The sequence below is a fragment of the Paenibacillus sp. GM2FR genome, assembly GCF_002803325.1.
Lineage (GTDB): Bacteria > Bacillota > Bacilli > Paenibacillales > Paenibacillaceae > Paenibacillus_AQ > Paenibacillus_AQ lautus.
Genome location: NZ_MKZM01000008.1, coordinates 3,709,122 through 3,732,101 on the forward strand (window position 1 = coordinate 3,709,122; position 22,980 = coordinate 3,732,101).

Annotated in this window: 21 protein-coding genes; 6 read left to right on the forward strand and 15 right to left on the reverse strand. The window is 52.8% G+C overall.

The window, feature by feature from the left end; genetic code table 11:
• Positions 1–74: 74 nt before the first annotated feature.
• Together PAEVO_RS16815 and PAEVO_RS16820 are read left to right on the forward strand one after the other, a co-directional pair.
• Positions 75–947 carry an alpha/beta fold hydrolase gene (locus tag PAEVO_RS16815; protein WP_100538568.1) on the forward strand — a complete coding sequence of 291 codons (873 nt, stop codon included), beginning with the start codon at positions 75–77 and terminating at the stop codon, positions 945–947.
• Between the two features lie 120 nt (positions 948–1,067).
• Complete coding sequence (locus PAEVO_RS16820; protein WP_100538569.1) at positions 1,068–1,769, forward strand: MerR family transcriptional regulator; 702 nt, start codon at positions 1,068–1,070, stop codon at positions 1,767–1,769.
• Positions 1,770–1,948: 179 nt separating this feature from the next.
• Here PAEVO_RS16820 and PAEVO_RS16825 read toward each other — a convergent pair whose 3' ends face one another.
• Positions 1,949–2,860 (reverse strand): DUF4097 family beta strand repeat-containing protein, encoded by a 912-nt coding sequence (locus PAEVO_RS16825; protein ID WP_243390805.1) that lies wholly within the window; start codon positions 2,858–2,860, stop codon positions 1,949–1,951.
• Positions 2,861–3,031: 171 nt separating this feature from the next.
• Complete coding sequence (locus PAEVO_RS16830) at positions 3,032–3,952, reverse strand: NADP-dependent oxidoreductase (protein WP_100538571.1); 921 nt, start codon at positions 3,950–3,952, stop codon at positions 3,032–3,034.
• A 132-nt stretch (positions 3,953–4,084) separates the two neighbouring features.
• Here PAEVO_RS16830 and PAEVO_RS16835 point away from each other — a divergent pair, with 132 nt between their 5' ends.
• Complete coding sequence (locus PAEVO_RS16835; RefSeq protein WP_100538572.1) at positions 4,085–4,960, forward strand: LysR family transcriptional regulator; 876 nt, start codon at positions 4,085–4,087, stop codon at positions 4,958–4,960.
• Positions 4,961–5,456: 496 nt separating this feature from the next.
• On the opposite strand, the gene PAEVO_RS16840 is transcribed toward PAEVO_RS16835, so the two are convergent.
• From PAEVO_RS16840 to PAEVO_RS16870, 6 genes are all read right to left on the reverse strand, one after another.
• Positions 5,457–6,599, reverse strand: coding sequence for a glycerate kinase (locus PAEVO_RS16840; protein ID WP_100538573.1), 1,143 nt, complete (start codon positions 6,597–6,599; stop codon positions 5,457–5,459).
• 60 nt (positions 6,600–6,659) lie between these two features.
• Positions 6,660–7,928, reverse strand: a complete 1,269-nt coding sequence (locus PAEVO_RS16845; protein WP_100538574.1) for a GntP family permease — start codon at positions 7,926–7,928, stop codon at positions 6,660–6,662.
• Between the two features lie 156 nt (positions 7,929–8,084).
• Entirely contained in the window at positions 8,085–9,245 is a 1,161-nt protein-coding gene (locus PAEVO_RS16850) for a sugar diacid recognition domain-containing protein (RefSeq protein WP_100538575.1), read from the reverse strand.
• Positions 9,246–9,677: 432 nt separating this feature from the next.
• On the reverse strand, positions 9,678–11,039 hold the full coding sequence (locus PAEVO_RS16860) for an ABC transporter substrate-binding protein (RefSeq protein WP_100538577.1): 1,362 nt from the start codon (positions 11,037–11,039) through the stop codon (positions 9,678–9,680).
• A gap of 73 nt (positions 11,040–11,112) precedes the next feature.
• The gene (locus PAEVO_RS16865; protein ID WP_100538578.1) at positions 11,113–11,937 is read right to left on the reverse strand and encodes a carbohydrate ABC transporter permease; all 825 of its coding nucleotides are present in this window, start codon (positions 11,935–11,937) and stop codon (positions 11,113–11,115) included.
• Complete coding sequence (locus PAEVO_RS16870) at positions 11,934–12,815, reverse strand: carbohydrate ABC transporter permease (protein ID WP_100539489.1); 882 nt, start codon at positions 12,813–12,815, stop codon at positions 11,934–11,936. The genes PAEVO_RS16865 and PAEVO_RS16870 overlap by 4 nt, the downstream gene beginning before the upstream one ends.
• Before the next feature lie 371 nt (positions 12,816–13,186).
• On the opposite strand from PAEVO_RS16870, the gene PAEVO_RS16875 reads away from it, so the two are divergent.
• The gene (locus tag PAEVO_RS16875; RefSeq protein WP_100538579.1) at positions 13,187–13,789 is read left to right on the forward strand and encodes a TetR/AcrR family transcriptional regulator; all 603 of its coding nucleotides are present in this window, start codon (positions 13,187–13,189) and stop codon (positions 13,787–13,789) included.
• 170 nt (positions 13,790–13,959) lie between these two features.
• The gene (locus PAEVO_RS16880; RefSeq protein WP_243390806.1) at positions 13,960–14,502 is read left to right on the forward strand and encodes an HXXEE domain-containing protein; all 543 of its coding nucleotides are present in this window, start codon (positions 13,960–13,962) and stop codon (positions 14,500–14,502) included.
• 86 nt (positions 14,503–14,588) lie between these two features.
• Here the strand turns inward: PAEVO_RS16880 and PAEVO_RS16885 are convergent, their stop codons facing one another.
• The 7 genes from PAEVO_RS16885 to PAEVO_RS16915 form a co-directional block, all read right to left on the reverse strand.
• Positions 14,589–15,251, reverse strand: coding sequence for a class II aldolase/adducin family protein (locus PAEVO_RS16885; protein ID WP_100538581.1), 663 nt, complete (start codon positions 15,249–15,251; stop codon positions 14,589–14,591).
• 76 nt (positions 15,252–15,327) lie between these two features.
• Positions 15,328–16,608: a TRAP transporter large permease gene (locus tag PAEVO_RS16890; RefSeq protein ID WP_100538582.1), complete on the reverse strand. Its 1,281-nt coding sequence runs from the start codon at positions 16,606–16,608 to the stop codon at positions 15,328–15,330.
• Complete coding sequence (locus PAEVO_RS16895) at positions 16,608–17,108, reverse strand: TRAP transporter small permease (protein WP_100538583.1); 501 nt, start codon at positions 17,106–17,108, stop codon at positions 16,608–16,610. Before PAEVO_RS16895 ends, PAEVO_RS16890 begins: the two co-directional genes overlap by 1 nt.
• 30 nt (positions 17,109–17,138) lie before the next feature.
• Positions 17,139–18,125 carry a TRAP transporter substrate-binding protein gene (locus PAEVO_RS16900; protein WP_100538584.1) on the reverse strand — a complete coding sequence of 329 codons (987 nt, stop codon included), beginning with the start codon at positions 18,123–18,125 and terminating at the stop codon, positions 17,139–17,141.
• 75 nt (positions 18,126–18,200) lie between these two features.
• Complete coding sequence (locus tag PAEVO_RS16905; protein ID WP_100538585.1) at positions 18,201–19,226, reverse strand: zinc-dependent alcohol dehydrogenase; 1,026 nt, start codon at positions 19,224–19,226, stop codon at positions 18,201–18,203.
• 54 nt (positions 19,227–19,280) lie between these two features.
• Positions 19,281–19,937 (reverse strand): GntR family transcriptional regulator, encoded by a 657-nt coding sequence (locus PAEVO_RS16910; RefSeq protein ID WP_100538586.1) that lies wholly within the window; start codon positions 19,935–19,937, stop codon positions 19,281–19,283.
• A 35-nt stretch (positions 19,938–19,972) separates the two neighbouring features.
• Positions 19,973–21,361, reverse strand: a complete 1,389-nt coding sequence (locus PAEVO_RS16915; protein ID WP_100538587.1) for a four-carbon acid sugar kinase family protein — start codon at positions 21,359–21,361, stop codon at positions 19,973–19,975.
• A 241-nt stretch (positions 21,362–21,602) separates the two neighbouring features.
• Between PAEVO_RS16915 and PAEVO_RS16920 the strand changes: the two genes are divergently transcribed.
• Positions 21,603–22,796: an oxalate decarboxylase family bicupin gene (locus PAEVO_RS16920; protein ID WP_165789678.1), complete on the forward strand. Its 1,194-nt coding sequence runs from the start codon at positions 21,603–21,605 to the stop codon at positions 22,794–22,796.
• Positions 22,797–22,980: the final 184 nt, after the last annotated feature.

Here is a 22,980-nt window from a genome sequence, read left to right on the forward strand (position 1 = left end):
CCGACCAGTCAAAAGGATCTACATAGCAAACGCATCATAAAAAATCGTAGGTTATTCAAGGAGGCGTTTATCGAGTGGAACACAAAATCCAGTACCGCACGGCTCAAATCGAAGGTTTGGATATTTTTTACCGTGAGGCGGGGGCTCCCGGCTCGCCTGTTGTCCTGCTGCTGCATGGTTTCCCGACTTCCAGCCATATGTATCGTCAATTGATTCCGGCCCTTGCCGATCAGTACCACGTGATTGCACCGGATTATCCTGGTTTTGGTTACAGCAGTGCGCCTGACCATGATCAGTTCCGGTACAGCTTTGACCATTTCAGTCAGCTCATCGAGGAATTGCTCGCCCAATTAAATATCAAGAGCTTCTACATCTACCTTATGGACTATGGTGCACCCGTCGGGTTCCGGATTGCGGCGCGACAACCCGAGCGAATCCGAGGCCTGATCATTCAGAACGGGAACGCCTACGATGAGGGGCTCGAAGAATTCTGGAATCCTATTAAAGCTTACTGGGAAGATCCCGCGAACCCGGATAAACGCGAGGCCCTGCGCTGGTTAACCAGCATCGAGGCAACGAAGTGGCAATATACTCATGGCGTCCATGATACCTCCCTTATTAGCCCGGACACCTACACGCTGGATCAAGCGCTGCTGGACCGCCCCGGCAACCAGGATATCCAACTGGATTTGTTCTTGGATTACGGATCAAATCCTCCGTTGTACCCGGCTTGGCAGCAGTATTTCCGGGATGCGCAGCCACCAACGCTTATTGTATGGGGACAAGGTGACCACATCTTCCCTGAGAACGGGGCCCATCCGTATTTGCGTGATCTGCCCGAAGCCGAGCTTCACATCCTGAAGGATGCCGGGCATTTTGCGTTGGAGTCACATGGACCGGAAATCATCCAATACATTCGCGCATTTTTGGAACGACAATCATCATGACATAGATTAAGACGAGGATCCGCCATTTTCCCGGCAGGCTTTTCATTGAGCCATGCTTCATGATACAATCCCCCAGAAAAAAGGATTCAGGCAGATCCGCATGTGGCAAGGGGGACCATCATGGGTATCAGACCGATTGATATCGCCAAGAAACTGGGGGTTACCACAAGTGCGCTCAAGCACTATGAAAAATGGGGAATTGTCCCTCCTGCGAAGCGTGCTTCGAACGGTTACCGGATATATACCGAGGAGCATGCCGCTTACTTTGAATGCATCAGAGCCATGTTTCCCGGTTTCGGCGTAGACGTTACAAAGCAAGTGATGATCAAACTGCAGGAGAACGAGCTGGATGAAGCGCTATGGATCGTAAGCGAGGTCCAGGCCAATCTGCAGCAGGATAAAATCCTCGCGGAGCGGACCATCCGCATTCTGGAAACCGAGCAGCTTGACGTTGTCGATGCCCGTGGCCGGAAAAGAGAGTTGACTATCGGGGAGGTTGCGGCAGAGACCGGCGTTCCTACCTCGGCCATCCGCCACTGGGAGAAGGAAGGCGTCCTTAATCTGCCCCGGGATCAGGATAACGGCTACCGAAGGTTCGATGGCGCGCAGATCCGGCAGATCATGATCATTCGGATTCTTCGCTCGGCTAATTACCCGCTGGAAGTCATCAAAGATGTACTGCATGAACTCGAGCATCATCAAGTTCATAATGCCAGACGGGTGCTCAAGGACACGCTTGTATACCTCAACTACCGCAACCATAACCAAATACGCGGCGTGCACTATCTATATCAGCTGTGCCAAGTATTGAAGTTAATGTAAGCCCCATTTCCAATTCGCGCTATGGTCTACACATACAAAAAAAACAAACACGAAAGCTCCGTCCGTGTTTGTTTTTTTGTATATTTATTGATCCTTGATAACCTTATGTACTAGAGGGATTTGAAGAGTTTCCGCCGATTATTCCAAGCGATTAGCTCGTTATGGAGTCTGGCATGTTCTTAGCTGTCATGTGCCGTTTGTGGATTAACTTTGATGGAACCGACGGAGGTAGTCAGGGATATTTTCGCTCCGCCGCCGTTTACATCGCTCTGCCCCCGGCTTGCGCCTGTAATCTGTCCCAGCTCGGTTTGCGTATCCAGCGTATATTTCATGGACGGCGCAAACGTAGCCGTGATGCTGCCTGCCGATGTGGTGGCCGTCAGCGTGCTGTCCTTATCGATCTGCTCTAGATCCAGCTTCACGCTGCCCGCTTCGGATACGATCTTGGAATTGCCCGTGATTTCGGTTTTACCGAGCCAAATTTCCCCGGCTCCCAACTGAAGTTCAAAAGCTCCCTTCAATTCGTTCAGCCGAATCTTTCCAACATCATTCTTGATGCGGATATGGTGCAGGTCTTCCGGTACTTCGATCACATAATCAATCATGAATCCGGAATCGCCAAATTGCTTCTGCGACCAATCCCATAGACTCTTGCTGGAGTCCTCCCTAGGGTGCGTTCTTAATTCCAGCGTACCGTCGTTGAGCGTAAAAGAAGTGGCCGCCTGCTCCGTAACTTGGGTACGAATATTGTCATTCTTGAAGAAGGTTTCGTTAAACCATACGGTGGTTTTTACTTTGATCTCATTACCGGGTACAGCGATGAGCTCAATATTGCCTACGGCATGGTCGATGCCCAGTCCCTCGGCTGCTCCCGCTTCCTGAGCCGTCGTCAACTCGAACTCTTTCCCTTCCCGCTTTACTTGATCACTGATAGCCAGCGCTGAATCGCCGGCAATATTTCCGACTTGCGCTAGTTTATCAAGCTCCTGATTTAATGCTTCCTCCGCATTATTGGCGGCATCGCATCCCACCAGTACGGCAAATATCAACAGCGATGAGATTTTCACTGCCATCATACTCTGTTTTCTCATAAAAACCTCCACGTCCATTCCTCTTTATGTATATATCCATTATATCGTGAAGGAAAAAGTTAACACGCTGCCACGGACCAGTTTCTTCCTGGACCTTAGTCTGGGACGCCCCCTCCGTCTTTTGTATGACGCTGCGCGCACGAATCATTCCTCCAACATCATGCGCGGTTCTCATGGCTGGTCTATTCGCAGCACGACCTTCCCCCGAACATGGCCGGACTCCACGATACGATGCGCTTCTGCCGCTTCGCTCAGCGAAAACGTCCGGGACACATGGATCTTCAGTTCCCCTTGTTCATATAATTGAACCAGTTCGGCCAATCGATCCTTGGATCGCTGACTGCGGATCGCGCGAACGCCCAATTCCTCTACCCGATCGAAGGCTACAATCGTGCCGATGCGGCTCCGGTCGCCGACAAGCTCCACCGAAGCCCGCAGCGCTTCTTCCCCGGCGGCATCCAGCGCTGCACTCACTCCCTCGGGGGCTGCAGCCTTGACCCGGTCTACAAGACCTGGGCCATAAACAACAGGAACAGCACCCAGTGAACGAAGATAATCATGATTTCGCTCGCTTGCCGTTCCGATGACCCGGGCTCCCCAGGCATGAGCGATTTGGACGGCAAAAGAACCCACGCCACCCGCTGCCGCATGAATCAAAACTGTATCCCCGTGACCGACCCCTAACGTCCCAAGTGCCGTATGAGCGGTTTGCCCCGATGCGGTCAAGACACCGGCTTCTTCCCAAGGCATGGAATCCGGTTTGCGTACCACTTGATTTGTGCTGACCACCACATACTCAGCGTAGCAGGCGAGTACAGACCAGCCAATGACGTCCTCACCAACCACAAAGCCGGTGACCCCCTCACCTACCTGATCTATCGTTCCGGCGAACTCGTTACCGAGGATTTGCGGCATCCGCAATGTCACGCCGGGCGGTGCCCAGCCGCTCCCCCTGATTCCGCAGTCGGCCGGCTGTACGCCAGCTGTCTTGACGCTAACTCTTACCTGACCGCTACCGGCCTGAGGATCTTCAAATTCCAAGACACGCAGGACATCCGGCGGTCCAATCGTACGAAACGCAGCGGCTCTCATATCGATCATCCTTTCATGAATCCCTTGATCTTCTTTCTGAGATCATTCTATAATCATCGATAGATAATAAAAAATACAAAATTGTCTATGTATATATATACTGGAGTATATAAGCAAGGGCGGTGGACCGTAATGGAAATGTTACAGCTGAAGTATTTTGTAACCGTAGCAAGACTTGAACATATGACCAAAGCTGCAGAGGAGCTCCATATTGCTCAGCCGGCGCTCAGCAAGACCATTTCCAGACTCGAAGAGGATCTGGGCGCTCCGTTATTTGAACGCCAAGGCCGGCAAATCCGTCTCAATCCGTATGGCAAAGCATTTTTGGCAAAAGCCAAAGCAGCGCTGCAGCTGCTGGAAGAAGGACGGCGGGAAGTCGAGGATCTGGCGGGACTGGAGCATGGGCGCATTCATATGGCCCTATCCAACATGGAGCAGCTCCGTGAGCCTTTAAGATTGTTTCTAAGCAAACATCCGAAAGTCAACTTTCATATCATCCAGTCTTCGATGGAGGATATGGTTCAGACCATTGAACATAATGAGGTTGATTTCTTTCTCACTTCCATGCCCATCCGGCACCCGGATATACGCAGTTTGCCTTTGCTCGTCGAAAAGGTGTTCTTAGCCGTTCCCCCTACCCACCGCTTAGCCGGAAAAAATCAAATTCACTTAAGCGAGGCTGCAGGAGAATCGTTTGTCGGTTATAAAGAAGGCCATCCGTATCAGAAGATGAATAATGAGTTTTGCAAACAAGCCGGTTTTCAGCCGAAGATCGTCTGCGAGGTGGAGGATCCCGGAACCATAGCCGATTTGGTCCGTTCCGGATTTGGCGTGGCTTTAATCGGTGAATGCAGAAGCGGCGAGGAATTAAAGCTGACGAAGCTAAGCATTCAGGAGCCTCTGGCCCGCCGCATATTCCAAATTGCATGGCTGGAATCCAGGTACTTGTCCAAGGCCGCGATTTCGTTCCGTGATTTCCTTGTGGAGTATTACGCGGAATCACGGTAAGGGGTCACAAGGGGTCCTCCCGCAAGATCTTAGATCTTGCGGGAGGACCCCTGCTTGCTGTTAGAAGACACTCCGTGTACGAATCGTTCCTACCATCGCAGTTGCCCCCACATTTCTTGGAATGGTTCTGGGTAAAGACGAACTGTGGGGGTAATGGCGAACACTGACGCTTGTCCGGAATCCTTTTGTCCTCTCCGCTACGCCGGGCAGATTTCTTACTTTTTTAGACGCAAAGAAGCCGTTTTTCGGTAAAATGGAGGTGCTATCCAAACCATTAATGGATTTGGAGGAAAATATCCCTCGTCAAAGACAGAAATGGCGGTACAGGGCTGACCTCCCTGGAACCGCCATTCCTTTATTTTTTGCTGTTTTTTCATCCACTGAGCCGTCTCATCGAGTAAGCAGACTTACTAATGGGACGGCCCCTTAGCAACAGGATTGCCAATCAAATCCTATACTCGAATTCCATCATGCCCGTCTCTAATCGTCATCTTATTCAAGCCAACTTGCTACCGCATTTTAACGTCATCGCCATATTGCGCACTGTACGCTCCATATTGGCGGCGGCTTGTCTTATCGCATCGTCCAGGCTGCATACGCCGGGCACGATCGTGAACACCATATCGATGCCATGCTCAAGCACCGCTTCATGCCCGCCCGCAAGCGAGCCCGCGATGCCGATGACCGGCACTCCGTACCGCTTGGCCGTCTTGGCCACGCCCATCGGCGTTTTGCCGTAAATCGTCTGTCCGTCGATGCGGCCTTCTCCCGTAATGACGAGATCCGCATCCTTCACATGCGAAGCCAGCCCCGTCGCTTCGATAACAATATCCACGCCCCGCTTCAACTCAGCGGCCAAAAAAGCGAGCATACCGGCGCCAAGCCCTCCGGCTGCGCCAGCGCCGGGAATCTGGGCCACGTCGCGGCCCAAGCATGCTTGAATCATCGCCGCATAATGGGCGAGATTGCCGTCAAGCTGCTGTACCATGGCCGGATCGGCGCCTTTTTGGGGGCCAAATACGGCCGAGGCGCCGCGCTCTCCGGTCAGCGGGTTATCCACATCGCACGCAGCCACGAAGGCAACCTGCTTCAGCCGCGGATCGGCTCCGCCCGTATCGATGCGGGCAATGCGATGCAGCTCTCCGCCGCCATGGCCAATTTCCGAGCCATGAGCGTCAAGCAGCCGCACCCCGATCGCCTGCGCCATGCCGGCGCCGCCGTCGTTCGTGGCGCTGCCGCCCAAGCCGAGAATAATCGTGCTGACGCCTTCGTTCAGCGCCGACGTAATCAGCTCGCCGGTGCCGCGCGTCGTCGTCGCGAGCGGATTGCGCTGCTCCGGCGGCACAAGCGCTAGTCCCGAGGCGGCCGCCATTTCGATAATCGCGGTCTTTCCGTCACCAAGTATGCCGTAGAACGCGGTCACGGGGGTGCCAAGCGGTCCCGTCACTTCGCGGTGAACCAATCGTCCACCTGTCGCATCCACCAAAGACTGCACCGTGCCCTCCCCGCCGTCAGCCATCGGCACATTGACGATATCCGCTTCGGGATATACGGCGCGCATTCCCTTCTCTATGGCATGACATGCCTCTAATGCGGATAAACTCTCTTTAAATGAATCTGGAGCAATTACAACCTTCATTCTCTCCACTCCCTCTCCATCAGTCTAAACCAACTGCCTGAACCATCATTTTGCCGCAGATTACAAGAACCAGCCGAACACGCCGAACACCAGTGTCGATACGGCGGCCAAAACGAGACCGATTGCGGTCTCATACGGAATAAGACGCAGCCGCTCCTTCATCGCCATATTGACGCTTCCGCCCGTTGCGTGGAAGAAGCTGCCGTGCGGCATATGGTCAAAGACGGTCGCCCCGGCGTGAATCATCGCCGCAGCCCCCAGGGAAGCAACGCCAAGCCCCATAATCGTCGAGCCGAACACCGAGCTGGCAACCGCGGTACCGGCTGTTGTCGAAGCGGTGGCCAAGGACATGAACGCGCCGCTGATTGGCGCAAGCAAGTAAGCCGGCAAGCCGGAGGTGGCTAGACTGTCGATGATGACATCCTTCAATTGCGAATTCGATATAATGCCTGCCAACGTCCCCGTGCCGAGCAGCATGATAGCCACGCCCGACATTTTGCCCAAGCCCGATACCGCAAATTGATTGATCTGCTTGATGCGGCCCATGCACAAGGCGCCAACGAGGCCGCCGACCGGCAGTGCGATAACCGGATCGATGACGATGCCGGCCAGCGGGCGCAGTGCCAACAGCACAATCGCCGTGATCGGAGCCATCATCGCCGCCAGGAAGCTCGGAAGCTGCTGAGCGCCGTCGTCTACGCTTTCCTGGCCCGTGATCTTCGTTCCCTTTTTGGACAGGCGCTTCGCGATCAGATAAGTGGCAAAAAGCCCAAGGACAGCCGGTATGATTCCTGCCATCATCATCGATGTCAGTGGAATATTGAATGCCTCTGCCGCCGAGATGGCGTTCGGATTCGGCGACATAATGTTGCCGGCCTTCCCACCGCCGATCATGGCAAGCAATATCGCCATGCGGGACAAGTCGGCGCGCTGCGCAATCGCGATCGCAATCGGCGCCACCGTAATGACCGCGACGTCGATAAATACGCCGACCGCCGTCAGTACCATCGTCGCGAACGCCAGCGCAAACAGCGCACGCGTCTCGCCGACCTTGCGGACCAACGTTTCAGCAATCGTCTTCGCGCCGCCCGATTCAATCAGGACGCCGGCAAGCACGCCGGCTGCCAGGATGCGCAGCACGGCCGGAATCATGCCCTTCGCGCCCTCCATCATCAAATTCACCGAATCAACCAGCCCGATTCCGCCGACGACCCCCCCGGCAAGTGCCCCAATCATCATGCCATAGGCCGGAGGGACTTTACGCAATATAAGCACAATCGCCACAACCAATGCCGTCAAAGCACCAAGTACAGTTACAGATACGTCCATAGTCAAGACCCCCTAATGTGTTGTCTCCATTCGTTATACTATGACTGTACCTGTAATGTGAAAGCGCTTCATCATGCATAAAAATGAAATAAAGCGCTTTATAGAACATGTTTTTTGTTCAAATGCACAAATCATGCATGTTCCTTCCAGACGCCGTCACTCTCCGGCTTCCTCTCTTCTTAGCGCGCTTAGCCAGCGGGCCGTCATCAGCGTATATAAATCGCGAAAATGCTTCGGGTCTTTGCCGGTCGCCTCATGAATGCGCTGCAGCCGGTAGCGAAGCGTATTCCGATGAATCGACAGCCGCTCGGCGATGCGCTGCTGCTCGCCGTTCTCATCATAATAGGCCGCCAGCGTCTGCTGCAGTTCCCCGCTCTTATCCTCCTGCGCGAATCGCCACCATAGCCGCTTCAGCTCTTCCACCACCCACGAAGGCGTAACGTTCGCTGCCACGGTCTCATTCGGCATATCTTCACTGTAGTATACCGTCTGCTCCGGGAATATCGCCTGGCCTGCCCGCATCGTATCTTGCGCGGAACGGTAAGACGCGATTAAGCCGTCGATGCCGGAATACGCCTTGCCAACCGCAATGCGGAGCGGTGCAATCCGCTTCTCCTCCAGCAGCCTGCGAATGTGACGGATGCCTTCGCATATATCGGTGTTCGGCTCCCGCGGATGGAGATGGGGCTTATACAACACGATTTGGCGCGTATTGCGAATGGCGATCAGGTCGATGGCGGGCCGACCCTCCAATATTTCAACCACCTGCTTGAGCGTAGACAATGAATTCGCGTCCTGCGCACCGGTCAGCTCCATAATGCATGCAACCCGCGCCTTATCCGGATGGAAGCCAATCCGTTCCGCCTGGAGGCGCAGCATGGCGTTATCCTTGCCGTCCGCATGAATGACGGACTGAAGGAAATCCTCCTTCATCCGCTTATCCCATTGGGCTTTTTCCAGCAGATCTGCTTGCTCCAAGTACATTTCCGCCGTCATTTTCACCAGCTCGCCGTACTTGGTCACCTCGTTCGGATCGCCGGTAATGCCAATGACCCCAACAACTTCGCCCTGGAAGTGAATGGCCAGATTCGTTCCGGGCAGCACCCCTTGCAGCTTGCGCGCGCTTTCCTCGTCAATCTCGAAGCGACCTTTCCTCTCAATCGCAATGAGCGCCCCTTCATGCTTCTGATATAAGCGCGAGCGGTCGCCAGAACCGATAATCCGCCCCCGTTCATCCATGACGTTCACATTATAATGAATCACTTGCATCGTCCGCGTTACAATTTCTTGCGCCAATTCCTTCGTCAATCTGCTCATCTTGTCTATCCCCTGTCTATGTCCGCCACGATATGAAAAAACGCCCTCCATCCGATAAGCGCGATTAATCGCATTCATCCGGGATAGGGGCATTCAGTTTCGAATAACGTTATATACGCCCTAAATGTGAGTGTTAACACAAGAGGAAGGGAATTTCCTCACGAAGTAGCTGTTATTCGGTGAGGTACTCTAATTAACGGTTATTTTGTCTGAGTATACGCTTTCGCGTTTCTTTTGTAAACTCAAACACCACCAGTATAGCCTCAAGAGAACGCAGGTAATCATGATTCCGTCGCTTGCGGTTGTGAGGTGGGTTTCTATCTAACCTCCATGCCAATCAAATACCCGGGCATACACAGGTTGCCTCTACTCAATGAAGAGGTGTTTCTCGCTGCTCCTCACCCACCGTTTAGCCCTGGCTCCACATCTATACTACTTCACGGTACGGTTATAATCCTGGATTTTGGTCGTAATTTCTTTCGCTGCGTCGTCCAAGGCCTGCTGTGGTGACTTTTTATTGTTCAGTACCTCCTCAATCGCACCTTCCACAATCTGTCTTGCCTCGGGGAATACGCCCATCACCGCCCCCTGGGTCGCTTTAACCAGCTTCGTCTGGTGCAGCTGATCAATGGCCGTTTGGAATTGCGGGAATTTCTTCAGATTCTCCTTCACGCTTTCTTCTTCATACGCCTTCGTGGTAATCGGGAAGTACCCGGTATTGATATGCCAGTATGCCTGCTCCGATGGGGAGGTTAAAAATTTAATAAACTCCCATGCGGCTTTTTGCTCTGCTTCCGGACGGCTGTTCATCATCCAGAGGCTTGCTCCGCCCACGATAACGCCGCCTTCTCCCGCTCCTTCCGGCTTCGGAAGGAAGCCTGTGCCTACTTCAAATTTGCCTTCCGCGCTATCCACAAGTCCCTTCAAGGCTGCGGTTGAGTCCAGGATCATGGCGACCTGACCGGCCGAAAAGGCCTTCTTGGAATCATCGGTTTTACGTCCCAGATTATTGGCTGCCTTGGAATCGATCAGATCCTTCCACCAAGTCAGCACCTTCACACCAGGCTCGGTATTGACAAGCGACTCGGTCGCCAAATCGTCTCTGCCATTGCCGTTGTTCACATACTCCGCACCCTGATTGGCAAACAACTGCTCCATAAACCAGCCGTATATGGCAAAATTCGCTCCAACCGCCTTCCCTTTTTTCGATATCGTGTCTGCCGCGATTTTCAGTTCTTCAAACGTCTGGGGCGGACTTTCCGGATCGAGCCCTGCATCCTTGAACAGGTCTTTATTGTAATACAGTATCGGATTAGAGGAGTTGAAAGGCATGGAATACAGCTTATCCTCAAACGTATAATACCCGCTGATGTTAGGCTCTAGCTGCGACACATCCCACTGATCCGCATCGATGAACTCCTGCATGGGTGTAATTAGTTTGGAATCGATCATAAACCGGCTGCCGATCTCGTACATCTGGACCACGGACGGTCCCTCGTTTGTACCCATCGACGCCTTCAGTTTACTTAACAGGTCATCATAGGTTCCCTGATATACCGCCTCTACCTGCACCTTGTCCTGCGAAGCGTTAAAGTTAGCGACTAATTGATCAACCACCTTGGTTGTCGCGCCTCCCATCGCATGCCAGAACACCACTTTTTGAGTGCCGGCATCGGTCTTTGGTACGGGATCCCCCCCTTTTTCAGACTCCTCGCCCATGTTAATGTTACATGCGCTAAGCAGCAGCATGATCGCAGCTAACACGATACTAACCAGCCTCGTTCTTCTTTTCATCCGCGATTCCCTCCCCTTTCGTTCGTAAAATGTTTCCTATGATAAACCTGTCTATGACAGGCCAACCACCGCACTAACCTTTCAACGCACCAGCGGTAATTCCGCGCACCAATTGTTTAACGCCAAATGCCAGCAGCACAAAGGAAGGGATCAGCACGATGGTCACGCCGGCCAGAATCAGGTTCCATGACATCACCTCAGCATGCTGCAGCATAGCCACCCCGATCTGCACGGTTCGCATCGAGGCCTGGTTCGTGATCAAAAGCGGCCACAAGAAGTGATTCCAGTGCGTCAGAAAGGTATACACCGCCAAGGTAGCAATGGAAGACCGGGACAACGGCAGCACCATGGACAGATAACTGCGGATATGACCGCACCCGTCGATTTTCGCCGCATCAAACAGCTCACGCGGGAGCTGCAGAAAAAACTGGCGCAGCAAAAACACGCCAAAAGCCCCTGCCATAAACGGCACAATCAATCCCTGGTAGCTGTCCATCCAGCCCCAATCCTTAATAGTCAGATAATTGGGAATAATCGTGACTTCCCAAGGAATCATCATCGTTGACAAGAAAAGTCCGAACAGCAGTGTCTTGCCCTTAAAATTCAGAAATGCAAACGCGTATGCGGCCAGACTCGATGTAATGACCTGACTGATCATGATGGCCGACGAGACGATGAAGCTGTTCAGAATAAAGCGAATAATCGGAAAGCCGGAGATGGCCTCCGTAAAATTACCCAGATAGAAGCTCGACGGGAAGAGCGGCGGTGGAAAATTAGCGACCTCCTTCTCGGTCATAAAGGATGAGAACACCGTAAAGATAAGCGGATATAACACAATCAAAGACAGGAGGATGAGCAGCAGATAGGTGAACAGGGACGTGATTCCGCGCAGAGTCATTGGTAATGCACCTTCTTTTCCAGAACTTTAGACTGCAGCAGCGTAAGGAGCAGAATAATCGCAAACAGGATCAGTGCCTGTGCGCTGCCGATGCCAAACCGGAAATTGACGAAGGCATCCTGATAAATGGAGTAAACCATGACATTGGTGGAGTTGATCGGGCCACCCTTGGTCAGGATGTGAATTTGTCCGAAGGCTTGGAATGCACCGATAACCGATACAATCAAAGCAAAGAAAATCGTGGGTGACAGCAGCGGCAGTACGATTTGGATAAAGGTCCGGATCGGCCCGGAGCCGTCCATTTTTGCGCTCTCGTATATTTCCTCCGGAACTCCCTGTAAACCGCTGGACAGCACAATAAACAGAAACCCCATGTTCATCCAGATCGTCATGATCGAGATCGAGATCAGAGCCCAGGAAGGATCGGTTAACCAAGGGATCGGCCCGAGATGAACGAGGCTTAGAAAATAGTTCAGCATGCCCGCCGTAGGATGAAACAGCAAGAACCATATAATCGAGCCGGTCCCCACGGAAATGACAATCGGCAATGAGAAGACAAACTGAAACACCTTCATCCCTCGCAGCTTGTTGTGGGTAATGGCGGCAAGAAACAGTGACCATATCAGGGAGGTGGGCACGGTAAACACAATAAACATCAGCGTTACGCCTAGATTCTTATAGAATGATTCGGTTGATAGAAGCCGGATAAAATTCTCCAACCATACAAATTCAACAACCTGACCCCGCGGATCCGTTATCGTCATGCTGAGATAAACCGATTTCAGCATCGGGTAGAACAGGAACATCATAAACAAGATGATGGAGGGTGCCAGAAATCCATAGGCTAAAGCATGCTCACCCCAGAGCCTTTTTCTTATCGCTGCGCTTTTAGGTTTCTTGCTGTGTAAAACGCTTTCATTATTAGACAACCGACATTCCCCTTTCTTCGAAAATTTCGCTCTGCCATTCGAGAAGACGCAAGGATTCGTAAAAAAAGAGAACAAAAAAACACATAAACTGCATGCCGAAAAACAGGCAAGCAATTGATGTGATTCTCCTCTTCTCCATCACATAGGCAGCATGCTTTATACAAATCCTCCCTTCATTATTATCAATAACAATGAAAATTTAGAACATTCCATGCCTTGATATTTCGAGGGTTGACAATACCTGGGAATCGATTATACTCTTGAGTAAACACTCAGTAAATTAAATTCATCATGTAATCAAAAAAGGAAGCCATCTGCCTATGCCTACAACAAGCAAACGAAATGCCAAGAAGGAACGGATATTGAACGCCGCTCTGAAGCTGTTCTCGCAGCAGGGATTTCATGCGACGACAACCAAAGAGATTGCTTCTGAAAGCGGCGTTGCCGAAGGGCTAATCTTCTACCACTTCGGAGATAAGCGGAAGCTGCTGCTCTACCTCGTGAACAATTTTTCCTTTGTTGCGCAGCTTCAAGAGGATGCGGGTGAACTGTCGAAGCTTCCTGCGGAGGAAGCCCTGTTTCAATACGGCTTAGCGTACCTCGGGTTCCTCAGGACGAACATGGATTATCTGATGCTCATTTGGTCACCTGAACTCATAAGGGATGCCGAGGTATCCAATGAGGTGTCCCGGCTGATCGAAGGTTTTGGGACCACAGGCAGCAGCATACTCAAACAGGCGGCGGGATCGAAGGATCAACCGGAACAAACGATTCAGGTTGCGATGATGATGCTGACCTCCTCCATCCTGGTCTATTGCATGCTCCATTCCCGTTTCGGGCAGGAAGCGCTCCCGCTCGGGGACGAATCCTATATTCGCGAGCTCGTCCGGCTGCTGATGCACGGTTTTAATGAAGAATCCTAAGTCGCGATGTTCATCTCAGGAAGGATCGAATAGAAAAGCTGATCGCAGAACAGAAAGAACCTCTCTGCATCAGCTTCTTTTGTCCACTAAATTTGAGTGTTTACTCAATTTATATCCGTATCGCTAATATTGTTAGATGGAAGGGAGAAATGAGGATCATGCTGTCCATCATGCCAGATTGGAGTTTCGCCATGATGTTGTGGCTGCTGCCGGTTGTATTTTTCATTCACGATGGAGAAGAGATCGCCACGATGGAATGGTGGCTAAGGAAGAACAAGAATAACCCCAGGGTCTCCCCATTCTCGCCTGTTTCCATTCCATGGGATAAACACATTACCCTGCAATTCACATTTGCCGTCCTGCTGATCGGCTTCATTCTCACAAGCGTAACGGCCTTTACAGCTCTTAACTTCGAAAGCAGCAGCCCATTCAATGCGCTGTTCGCGGGCTTTGTTACGGTGTTCCTGCTGGATGGCGTGAAACACGTGGGAGCATCGATCGCCCTGTGGGCATACACCCCGGGTGTCATTACTGCCGCCATCCTTGAAATTCCGTACGGGATATATGCGCTCGATCGCCTGCTTCATGCAGACATCATCAATATGACTTCACTCGCCCTCGGAACCATCATCGCCCTGCCGATCACCCTGCTGCTGGTATGGACGGGTCTCACGCTTGGAAAACGTATTGCACCTTTCCGCGAAGACATATAGAGCATTCCTTCCATGTTCCGACAATAAAAAAATGCTTCCGGACTTCTTCATCCGGAAGCATGCTTCTTCTCACTCTTTCGCGAATCCTACAAGCTCCAATCGCGCCTAGGCTTATAACCTGCCTTCTCCAGGAATTCCCGCTCCGTCTCCGGACCAAGACCCTGAATCCCCACCTTGGCGCTCATCGACGTAATCAGCATCCGGCTGGCCACTTCCAACGTTTGCAGGGCCATCCGCGCTTCGCGAATGGTCGTATCGTACACAACCACGCCATGGTTCTCCAGCAGCAGCACATTGGCGAGCTTGGCCTTATCCCGAACGCCCTCGCCCAGCGCGTCACTGCCCGGATGATAGTAAGGCACCCGTTCGATTCGCTCCAGATAATACATGGTCTCTACGAACATGTTGGACGGGAGCTCCAGATCGGAGCAGGCAATAAGTGTTGTATAGAACGGAGAAGCATGGAGCACTGCGCCGATCTCCGGACGGCTCTCGTAAATCGCCCGATGCATCGGTGTTTCTTTGGACGGTTTGCGCCCCTGTGCTCCATATACATTTCCGGACAGATCACATTCGATCAGGTCCGATTCTTCCAGTTCGCCAAGGAAAGTCCCGCTGGCCGTAACCACATAACGGTCCCCTTCCGTTCTGGCGGAGATATTCCCCGCATTACCCCACGCGAGGTCATATTGCATCATATATTTGCCGGTATGCTGCAGTTCTTTTCTAATCGTTTCCGCGCTAGCCATGATATCTGCCTCCTGTATTTCAGCGTTTATTCTACTTCAAATTTAACCACTCATTTGACGAGCTCGACCCGTACTGCTATTTACCGCCTAACAAGTTCGGCAGGAACATCGACAATTGCGGAAGATACGTGATCAGCAACAGGTCAATGATCAACACAATATAGAACGGCACCATCCCCTTTGTGATCTGATCCAGTCGGATCTTCGCGATCTGGGCCGATATGAACAGATTGATGCCGAGCGGCGGCGTGCACATCCCGATTGCCAGGTTGACGATCATAATGATACCGAAATGGGTCGGGTCAATCCCGAATTCAGCTGCTACCGGCGCCAGCAGAGGGGCCAGGATGATGATCGACGCATTGGATTCCATGAACATGCCCACGATGAGCAGGAACACGTTGACCAGCAGCAGGAACACAATCGGATTATCGGATATGTTCACGAAGAAACCTGCAACCGCCTGCGGAATTCCTTCACGCGTCATGATCCAGCTGAACAACCCGGCGCTTGCAATGATGAACATGATCACGGATGTTGTAATCGTGGATTGCGTCAGAATGTTAATCAGCTTGGAGAATTTAATCTCTTTATATACGAATACGCCGACAATGAATGCGTACGCTACGGCAACGCCGGCAGCCTCGGTCGGCGTAAAGATACCGCCGTAAATTCCGCCAAGAATAATGATCGGCATCAGGACGGCCCAGAAGGATTCCTTAAAGGCCTGCCATACTTCTGTCGGCGTCTTTCTCTTCTCGCGCGCATAGCCTTTTCGTTTCGCAATAATATAAACGGCAATCATAAGCGATAAACCAATCATAATTCCCGGAATGAGACCCGCCATAAACAGATCGCCGATGGAAGTTTCGGCAGCTACCCCGTATAGAATCAACGGAATGCTTGGCGGAATGATAACCCCCAACTCACCGGACGTCGCTTGAAGGGCACCCGTAAAGTTCTTGTGATACCCCCGGGAGATCATGGCCGGAATCAGGATACTGCCCAGCGCCGCGGTTGCCGCGGCGGAAGAACCCGATATAGCGGCAAAAAACATCGAGGTTACAATCGTTACAAGTCCGAGTCCGCCAGGCAAATGGCCTGTAAGCGCATTCGCCAGGTTCACCAGTCGTCTTGAAATCCCGCCGAATTCCATCAAGGTACCCGCGAACACGAAGAACGGAATCGCCATGAGCGGGAATGAATCCGTTGACGTGAACGAGCGCTGTACGAGTACAAGCAGCGGCGTGCCGCCTTCCCACCAGATCGCTACCGCCGACGCCATCCCCATCGATACGGCAATTGGGACACTAATGGCGAAGAAAAGGATCAGACATCCGAATAGTACGATAGGCATTATAATCCTTCCTCCTTCGCTGGCGGTATGGTATCGGAAACGATCGTTTCCAGAATGACCGCTACCGCATTCATGATGAGCAGCACCGCTCCAATCGGAATAGCTGCATAAGGAACCGACATGCTAAGCCCCATCGCTGCTGACGATTGTACGGAGACCCGGCCCAGAATATCGATGCCCTGGACCAGCAAAAGAACGAAAAACACGATGCATATCGCCATGACGGTGATTCGAATCACCTTTCGGTTGACTTCACTCACCAGCTCCGGCAGCAGCTCGATCGCTACCAGCCGATGATGGCGCAGCGCCAGCGAGGAACCCAGGAATACAAGGTAAACCATCAAGTATCTGGCAAGCTCTTCGGACCAGTGAAGCGGATATCCGACAATCCGGTATATAATCTGCATGATAATCAGGATGGACATGACACCCAGGATCATGGCCACTGCGATGCCCACGAGTTTGTTGAGCGTATCGATCGCTTTTAATGTCTGCCGCATGGCTTATCCCCCCTCTTGAAGAAAAAATAGTTATGGCGTGTTGATAATTTTGTCGTACAGCTCTCTTCCGTACATGTTGGCAAAGCGTTCATGCACCGATTTGGCTGCCGCCTCGAACGGTCCCTTATCCACTTCCACAAACTCCGTACCGAATTCCTTAAGCTCATTGATGATCTGCTCTTCTTGTTCAAAGACCAGCTGATTCTCGTATTCTGTCGCTTCCTTGGCCGCTTCTTCAATAGCCTGCCGCTGAGACTCATTCAAGCGTTGATACGTCACTTCGCTCATCGCGAGCATCACGTAACCGTATACATGATCGGTCATCATCATATATTTCTGCACTTCCTGAATCTTGGAGCTGGCCGTAAAAGCAACCGGATTCTCCTGCGCGTCAATAACCCCGGTTTGCAGCGATGAATAGACTTCGCCAAAGGCCATCGGCGTCGGCGTCGCGCCCATCGCTTCCCAAGCCGCAATGGAAGCCGGAATCTCCGGCACGCGGATTTTCAAGCCGCGCAGATCGCTTGGCGTTTCAATCTTCTTGTTGGCGGTCAGCTCGCGCGGGGTTCTCATCCAGAACTCCAGACCGCGAACCTCGGCATTGTCGAGCAAGCTCTGCTTCAGTTCATCGCCGACATCCCCATAGAGCACGTTCTCCAAATGCTGCTTGTCCCGGAACAAATACGGCAGCTCCAAGATGGCATAAGGACTGTAGAAATTCGATAACACGCCCGCCGGCAGCGCAAAATCCACCGATCCGATCTGCATCCCTTCGATCAGGTCACGGTCATTCCCGAGCATCGAGCTGGCATACACCTCTACCTCTATCTCGCCGCCCGTTTTTTCCTTCACCAATTCCGCAAATTTGAGCGCGCCCAGATGCCACGGATCGGATTCGCCCGTAATATGACCGAGCCTCAGCTTCATCGGGCCCTCATCCGTATTCGGCTTCGTCATAAATAAAGCGCTTACAATGAGCAGTGCAGCCACCATGACAACTGCGAGTCTTTTCCACATTTGTCGTTCCCCCAATCTGATATGAAGTTCCTGCAGCCTCCGCCGCTAGAAGCAGAAGCTGCGGGGAAATGTTGATTATGAAAAGGTGACGATGACCTTCAGGGACGAATCTTCCTTCTTGTCTACCAGGCGGAACCCTTCCGCTGCATCTTCATAAGACAGTCGGTGGGATATGACGGCTTTGACGTCCACCGCTCCGCTGGCTAATAAATCGATGGCCGATATGGTATCCTCGCGCGTATACGTCATGCAGCCCACGATTTCCTTCTCGGTTTGCTGCAGATTCACGATATCGAAGGTTTGCGTGCCATGGAACATCGCTATCGTTACGCAGCGGCCGCCTTTGCGAAGCAAGGCAAGGGCATCATCCACGATCCCGGGAACCCCGGCTGCAATCAGCACCTTATCAAATTCGCCATCGATTTCCGACTTGGCTTCCTCCGTCCAACGTTCCTTGCCGCGGATGTTTAAGGTGTGAGTAGCCCCCATCTCCTTCGCCGATTCAAGCGCATATTCCATGACGTCCGTCACCATGAGCGTTGTAGCGCCGGCAGCCTTCGCAGCCGTCATGGCGAGCAGCCCGATCGGTCCGGCACCGAGAATGGCGACCTTGTCTCCGACTTCGATCCGGGCCTTGCGTACCGCATGGACCCCTACCGCGAAGGGCTCAACCAGCACGCCCAGCTCATGGTCCAGCTGATCCGGCAGTTTGAAGACGCATGCCTCCGGCGCCGCAAAATACTCCGCCATCGAACCGTACCAGCCCTTCAGGCCCGGTGCTCCCCGCTCCGCGCAGTAATTCGTTCTACCCGTCAGGCAGTAATTGCATTTGCCGCAGCCGACCTGGGGCTCCACGGTTACCCGATCGCCGATCCGGAAGGATGTGACGTCCTTGCCCACCTTTACGATTTCTCCGGACACTTCGTGGCCGATAATGACAGGCGGCTTCCGAAACAGGTGCAGTCCTTTGTAGGTATGAATATCCGAGCCGCAAATGCCGGCTGCTTTTACCTGGATCAGCACCTCACCTGCCCCGATCTCCGGTATGTCCACGTCTTTAACGACAACTTTGTACGCATCCTCCACATATACAGCCTTCATTGTCTCTCCCCCTTGATGTAATTCAAAATCGCGGTGTGATCCCGTATCTCTCTGTTATATAAATAGCGCTTGCTTTGATTCCTGCAGATGCTTGCGCATCACGTCGGCGCTGCTCTCCTTGCCGGTTTTCAAGGCTTCATAGATCTTCCAGTGATCCTCCAGGAACTTCTCCATCCGGTGCGGATCCTTCCGCAGATGCCGCCGGGTGATTCGCTGCAGATGATCATGGTAGTTCAGCAGCACCCGGTGGATTTCCTGATTGCCCGTGCACTCGCATATGATCAGGTGGAAATCATGGTCGGCCTGGGCGAAATTCTTGACGTCGAGCCGGCTGACGATATCGGCAGTTTCGGCTAAATTGCTCTCCAGCTCCTGCTCCTGCTCCGGCGTCAGTCTGGATTCGACCTGCTGGCAGTTGAACGTCTCCAGCGCGATCCGAAGATCGTAGATATCCACGATCCGGTTCACGGATAAATCATTGATGATAATGCCCTGCTTCGAGGAGACCGTGACAAAGCCCTCAGCTTCCAGCCGCGTCAACGCTGCTTTAATCGGCGTCTTGCTCATCCCCAGCAGCTCAATCAATTCCCGCTCGGACAAGAATCGTCCCGGCTCAAACTTCTCGTTCAGAATGCTTTCCTTGATTTCATTGTAGGCCACGTCTTTTAACAGAAGAGAAGAAGTGGTCCCTTTGCTTTTATCCATCATCATTCGTTGATTCTCCTATCTTGGCTATTGATCCCATGCTATTGATCCGGTTCAGGGAACCCGGCATCCCGTACTTTGATAAAATAATCCGGCGATCCCAGCTGCCCGCCCTTGAGGGCCAATTCCAGACCGTCAAGGCCGGCGTCATCCGAATATACCCTGCACAGCGGAGCCCCGGGGGACACGTCCCATATCATCTCCAGCCCGTAGGCGCCCATTTCGCTGGTGACAAAACCGGAGGTATCTCCTCCAGCGACGACAATCCGGCGGAGCCTGGCTTGATCCATGACCCGCTTCGTTAACTTCCCGAGGCTTCTGCCGATAAACTCGCCCGCTTCCGCTCCGATCAGTCCCATGGCCTTCAACCGCGTTCGCGTCTCACCGATCGCTTCATCCTCCGGGCCAAGCGCCGTATAGAGCACCACGCTTTGTCCCTCGGCGAGAATGTCTACAGCTTGCTGAACAAGTTCCGACTGGGCAGTATCATGGGTATCCTCGATCACGTCTGGCGTAATGCGAATGCCGCGGAACCCTGCGGCTATCGCCCGCTCAATCTGAAGCCGACTGACCGGCGAGGCACTCCCGGACACCACCAGAATCGTATCGGTAGGCCGGACCGGCGCTTTGGCCGTGCTATCCTCCAGCGAAGGGGAAGCAAGTCCAAGCTCATCCCAATGGGCGGCCAAGGCGTATTCGACGCCGGACGAACCGACAACGAATGCCCCCGCCCCTTCCGGCTTGTCCTGAATCAGCTGCCCGCAACGCTTGAGCCTGTCCTCATCCAGCGCATCGAACAGCAGAATTCCCGGCTTCTCTCCCAGTTTATCACGATAACGGCCAAGAACCGCATCCTGGTCTCCATCCAATTCGACAATATCCATCAAAGCAATGGTATCGGCCGTCTGCGCCGCCAGATGAAGACGCAGATCCGCCTCATGCATCGGCGTGGAAGGATGCTGCGACATGACGGGATGCCGGTCCAAGCGGTACACCGTATCCTGCATTTTCGCAAAATGCTGGCCGAACAGCGTATAGCGTCCTAAGCGGGGGGCTCCGACCAGCAGCGGAACCGTAACCTGATCGGGAAAATAGTCTCTTGCCACCCCAATTGCGCAGCCGATACTGCCAACCTCCGGTGAAGAATCGAAGGTGGAGCATGTCTTATAGTGAACGAGCGGCGCACCGCTCATGGACAGCTTCTCAAACACCGGCCGGAGCTCGGTCTCCATATCCTCAGGGGATTTGGCTCTGCTGGTACCCGCTACCCCTATGCAGCGCAGGCCTACAAACTTCTTAAGCCGATCAAGCGAAGGAGCTTCCAAAAACAGCACCGTGCGGTAACCGCTTCGGGCCAGCGCCTCCATCGCATCCGTCGAGCCCGTGAAATCATCGCCATAGAAAGCAAGCAGCAGCTCATTGTGGTTCATGCGTGTCCCTCCTGAATCTATGATAGATCTATCATAGATCTATTTGAGACTTATTGTATGTGCAGCGCTTTCAAATGTCAACTGTCTTATCGATTTGAAGTGAGATATGTCATTGCGAAACCCGCCATGGAATGACCTCGCATTCCTCAACATATTAGCCAAGCGCTGGCTCATAAACTTAATGGATAGCAGTTTAACCGGATAGGTTACGTAAAAACCATATGGAGGGAGATGCAGATTGATGGAGGATCAGAACCGGAACAGAGGAACTCATGACCGCATACCACAGCCGATACGCAGCGACGGAGCAGGCGGGCCGGACTATGGCCCTCGGGATGTGATGAGGGATATCGAGAATCCCGACATGCTTGTGCCACCGGCAACGGATGCGGGCTTGATGCCCAATCTGAAAATGTCGTTCTCCGACACGCATATGCAGTTGAATCATGGCGGCTGGTCGCGGGAGATTACCGTACGGGACCTGCCGGTTGCCACCACGCTGGCGGGCGTCAATATGAGCCTCACGCCCGGCGGCGTTCGGGAGCTTCATTGGCATCAGCAGGCCGAGTGGGCCTATATGATCTGGGGCAGCGCAAGAATTACGGCAATGGATGCAAGCGGTAGAAATTTCATCGCGGATGTGGGGCCCGGCGATCTGTGGTATTTTCCTGCCGGTCTCCCCCACTCGATCCAGGGACTCGAGGAAGGCTGTGAATTCCTGCTGGTTTTTGACGACGGCCACTTCTCGGACCTGAACACCTTATCGATCTCCGACTGGTTTGCCCATACGCCAAAGGATGTGCTGTCCGCCAACTTCGGCGTTCCGGAGAACGCTTTTGACCATATCCCGAAGGAACAGGTTTATATTTTTCAGGATCAGGTGCCAGGTTCGCTCGAAAGCCAGAAGGTCCAATCCCCTTACGGAACAGTGCCGCTAAGTTTCAAGCACCGGCTGCTGGCGCAAGAACCGATCATAACCCCCGGCGGAAGCGTAAGAATCGTGGATTCCAGCAATTTTCCGATCTCCAAAACCGTTGCAGCCGCGCTCGTTGAGATCAAACCGGGCGCCATGAGGGAGCTTCATTGGCATCCGAATCAGGATGAATGGCAGTATTACCTGGCCGGACAAGGACGCATGACCGTGTTTGCCGGCAATGGAGCGGCGCGGACCTTTGATTACAGAGCCGGTGATGTGGGATATGTCCCCTTTGCCTTCGGCCACTACATACAGAACACGGGCACGGAATCCTTATGGTTTCTGGAAATGTTCAGAAGCGACCGGTTCGAGGATGTTTCCCTGAATCAATGGATGGCCTTGACCCCTCGGGACCTGGTCCAGGATAACCTGAGAGTTGGAACCGAAGTCACCGATGCTTTGCGCAAGGAAAAGTGGCCTGTCGTGAAATATCCGGGATATTCGTATTACCCGAGGTAAGTTCTAGCCTCCCCCTTTGATCGAGGACATTGCCTGTTCGATTAAACGTCATGCAGACCGGCCAAGAGGATTTTATTCCAGGGCCGTCTGCCTTTTCCGTCATGCGGACATTTGACTTTTCTTTCCTCCTGCCATATAGTTCATTAATGAAACTATTTCATACGTGAACTATTTGAAAGGAGAA

Bases quoted from the DNA above. Each gene is read 5' to 3' on its own strand.
- PAEVO_RS16820 (WP_100538569.1), top strand. From the start codon at position 1,068: ATGGGTATCAGACCGATTGATATCGCCAAGAAACTGGGGGTTACCACA.
- PAEVO_RS16825 (WP_243390805.1), bottom strand. From the start codon at position 2,860: ATGAGAAAACAGAGTATGATGGCAGTGAAAATCTCATCGCTGTTGATA.
- PAEVO_RS16830 (WP_100538571.1), bottom strand. From the start codon at position 3,952: ATGAGAGCCGCTGCGTTTCGTACGATTGGACCGCCGGATGTCCTGCGT.
- PAEVO_RS16835 (WP_100538572.1), top strand. From the start codon at position 4,085: ATGGAAATGTTACAGCTGAAGTATTTTGTAACCGTAGCAAGACTTGAA.
- PAEVO_RS16840 (WP_100538573.1), bottom strand. From the start codon at position 6,599: ATGAAGGTTGTAATTGCTCCAGATTCATTTAAAGAGAGTTTATCCGCA.
- PAEVO_RS16845 (WP_100538574.1), bottom strand. From the start codon at position 7,928: ATGGACGTATCTGTAACTGTACTTGGTGCTTTGACGGCATTGGTTGTG.
- PAEVO_RS16850 (WP_100538575.1), bottom strand. From the start codon at position 9,245: ATGAGCAGATTGACGAAGGAATTGGCGCAAGAAATTGTAACGCGGACG.
- PAEVO_RS16860 (WP_100538577.1), bottom strand. From the start codon at position 11,039: ATGAAAAGAAGAACGAGGCTGGTTAGTATCGTGTTAGCTGCGATCATG.
- PAEVO_RS16865 (WP_100538578.1), bottom strand. From the start codon at position 11,937: ATGACTCTGCGCGGAATCACGTCCCTGTTCACCTATCTGCTGCTCATC.
- PAEVO_RS16875 (WP_100538579.1), top strand. From the start codon at position 13,187: ATGCCTACAACAAGCAAACGAAATGCCAAGAAGGAACGGATATTGAAC.
- PAEVO_RS16880 (WP_243390806.1), top strand. From the start codon at position 13,960: ATGCCAGATTGGAGTTTCGCCATGATGTTGTGGCTGCTGCCGGTTGTA.
- PAEVO_RS16885 (WP_100538581.1), bottom strand. From the start codon at position 15,251: ATGGCTAGCGCGGAAACGATTAGAAAAGAACTGCAGCATACCGGCAAA.
- PAEVO_RS16890 (WP_100538582.1), bottom strand. From the start codon at position 16,608: ATGCCTATCGTACTATTCGGATGTCTGATCCTTTTCTTCGCCATTAGT.
- PAEVO_RS16895 (WP_100538583.1), bottom strand. From the start codon at position 17,108: ATGCGGCAGACATTAAAAGCGATCGATACGCTCAACAAACTCGTGGGC.
- PAEVO_RS16900 (WP_100538584.1), bottom strand. From the start codon at position 18,125: ATGTGGAAAAGACTCGCAGTTGTCATGGTGGCTGCACTGCTCATTGTA.
- PAEVO_RS16905 (WP_100538585.1), bottom strand. From the start codon at position 19,226: ATGAAGGCTGTATATGTGGAGGATGCGTACAAAGTTGTCGTTAAAGAC.
- PAEVO_RS16910 (WP_100538586.1), bottom strand. From the start codon at position 19,937: ATGATGATGGATAAAAGCAAAGGGACCACTTCTTCTCTTCTGTTAAAA.
- PAEVO_RS16915 (WP_100538587.1), bottom strand. From the start codon at position 21,361: ATGAACCACAATGAGCTGCTGCTTGCTTTCTATGGCGATGATTTCACG.
- PAEVO_RS16920 (WP_165789678.1), top strand. From the start codon at position 21,603: ATGGAGGATCAGAACCGGAACAGAGGAACTCATGACCGCATACCACAG.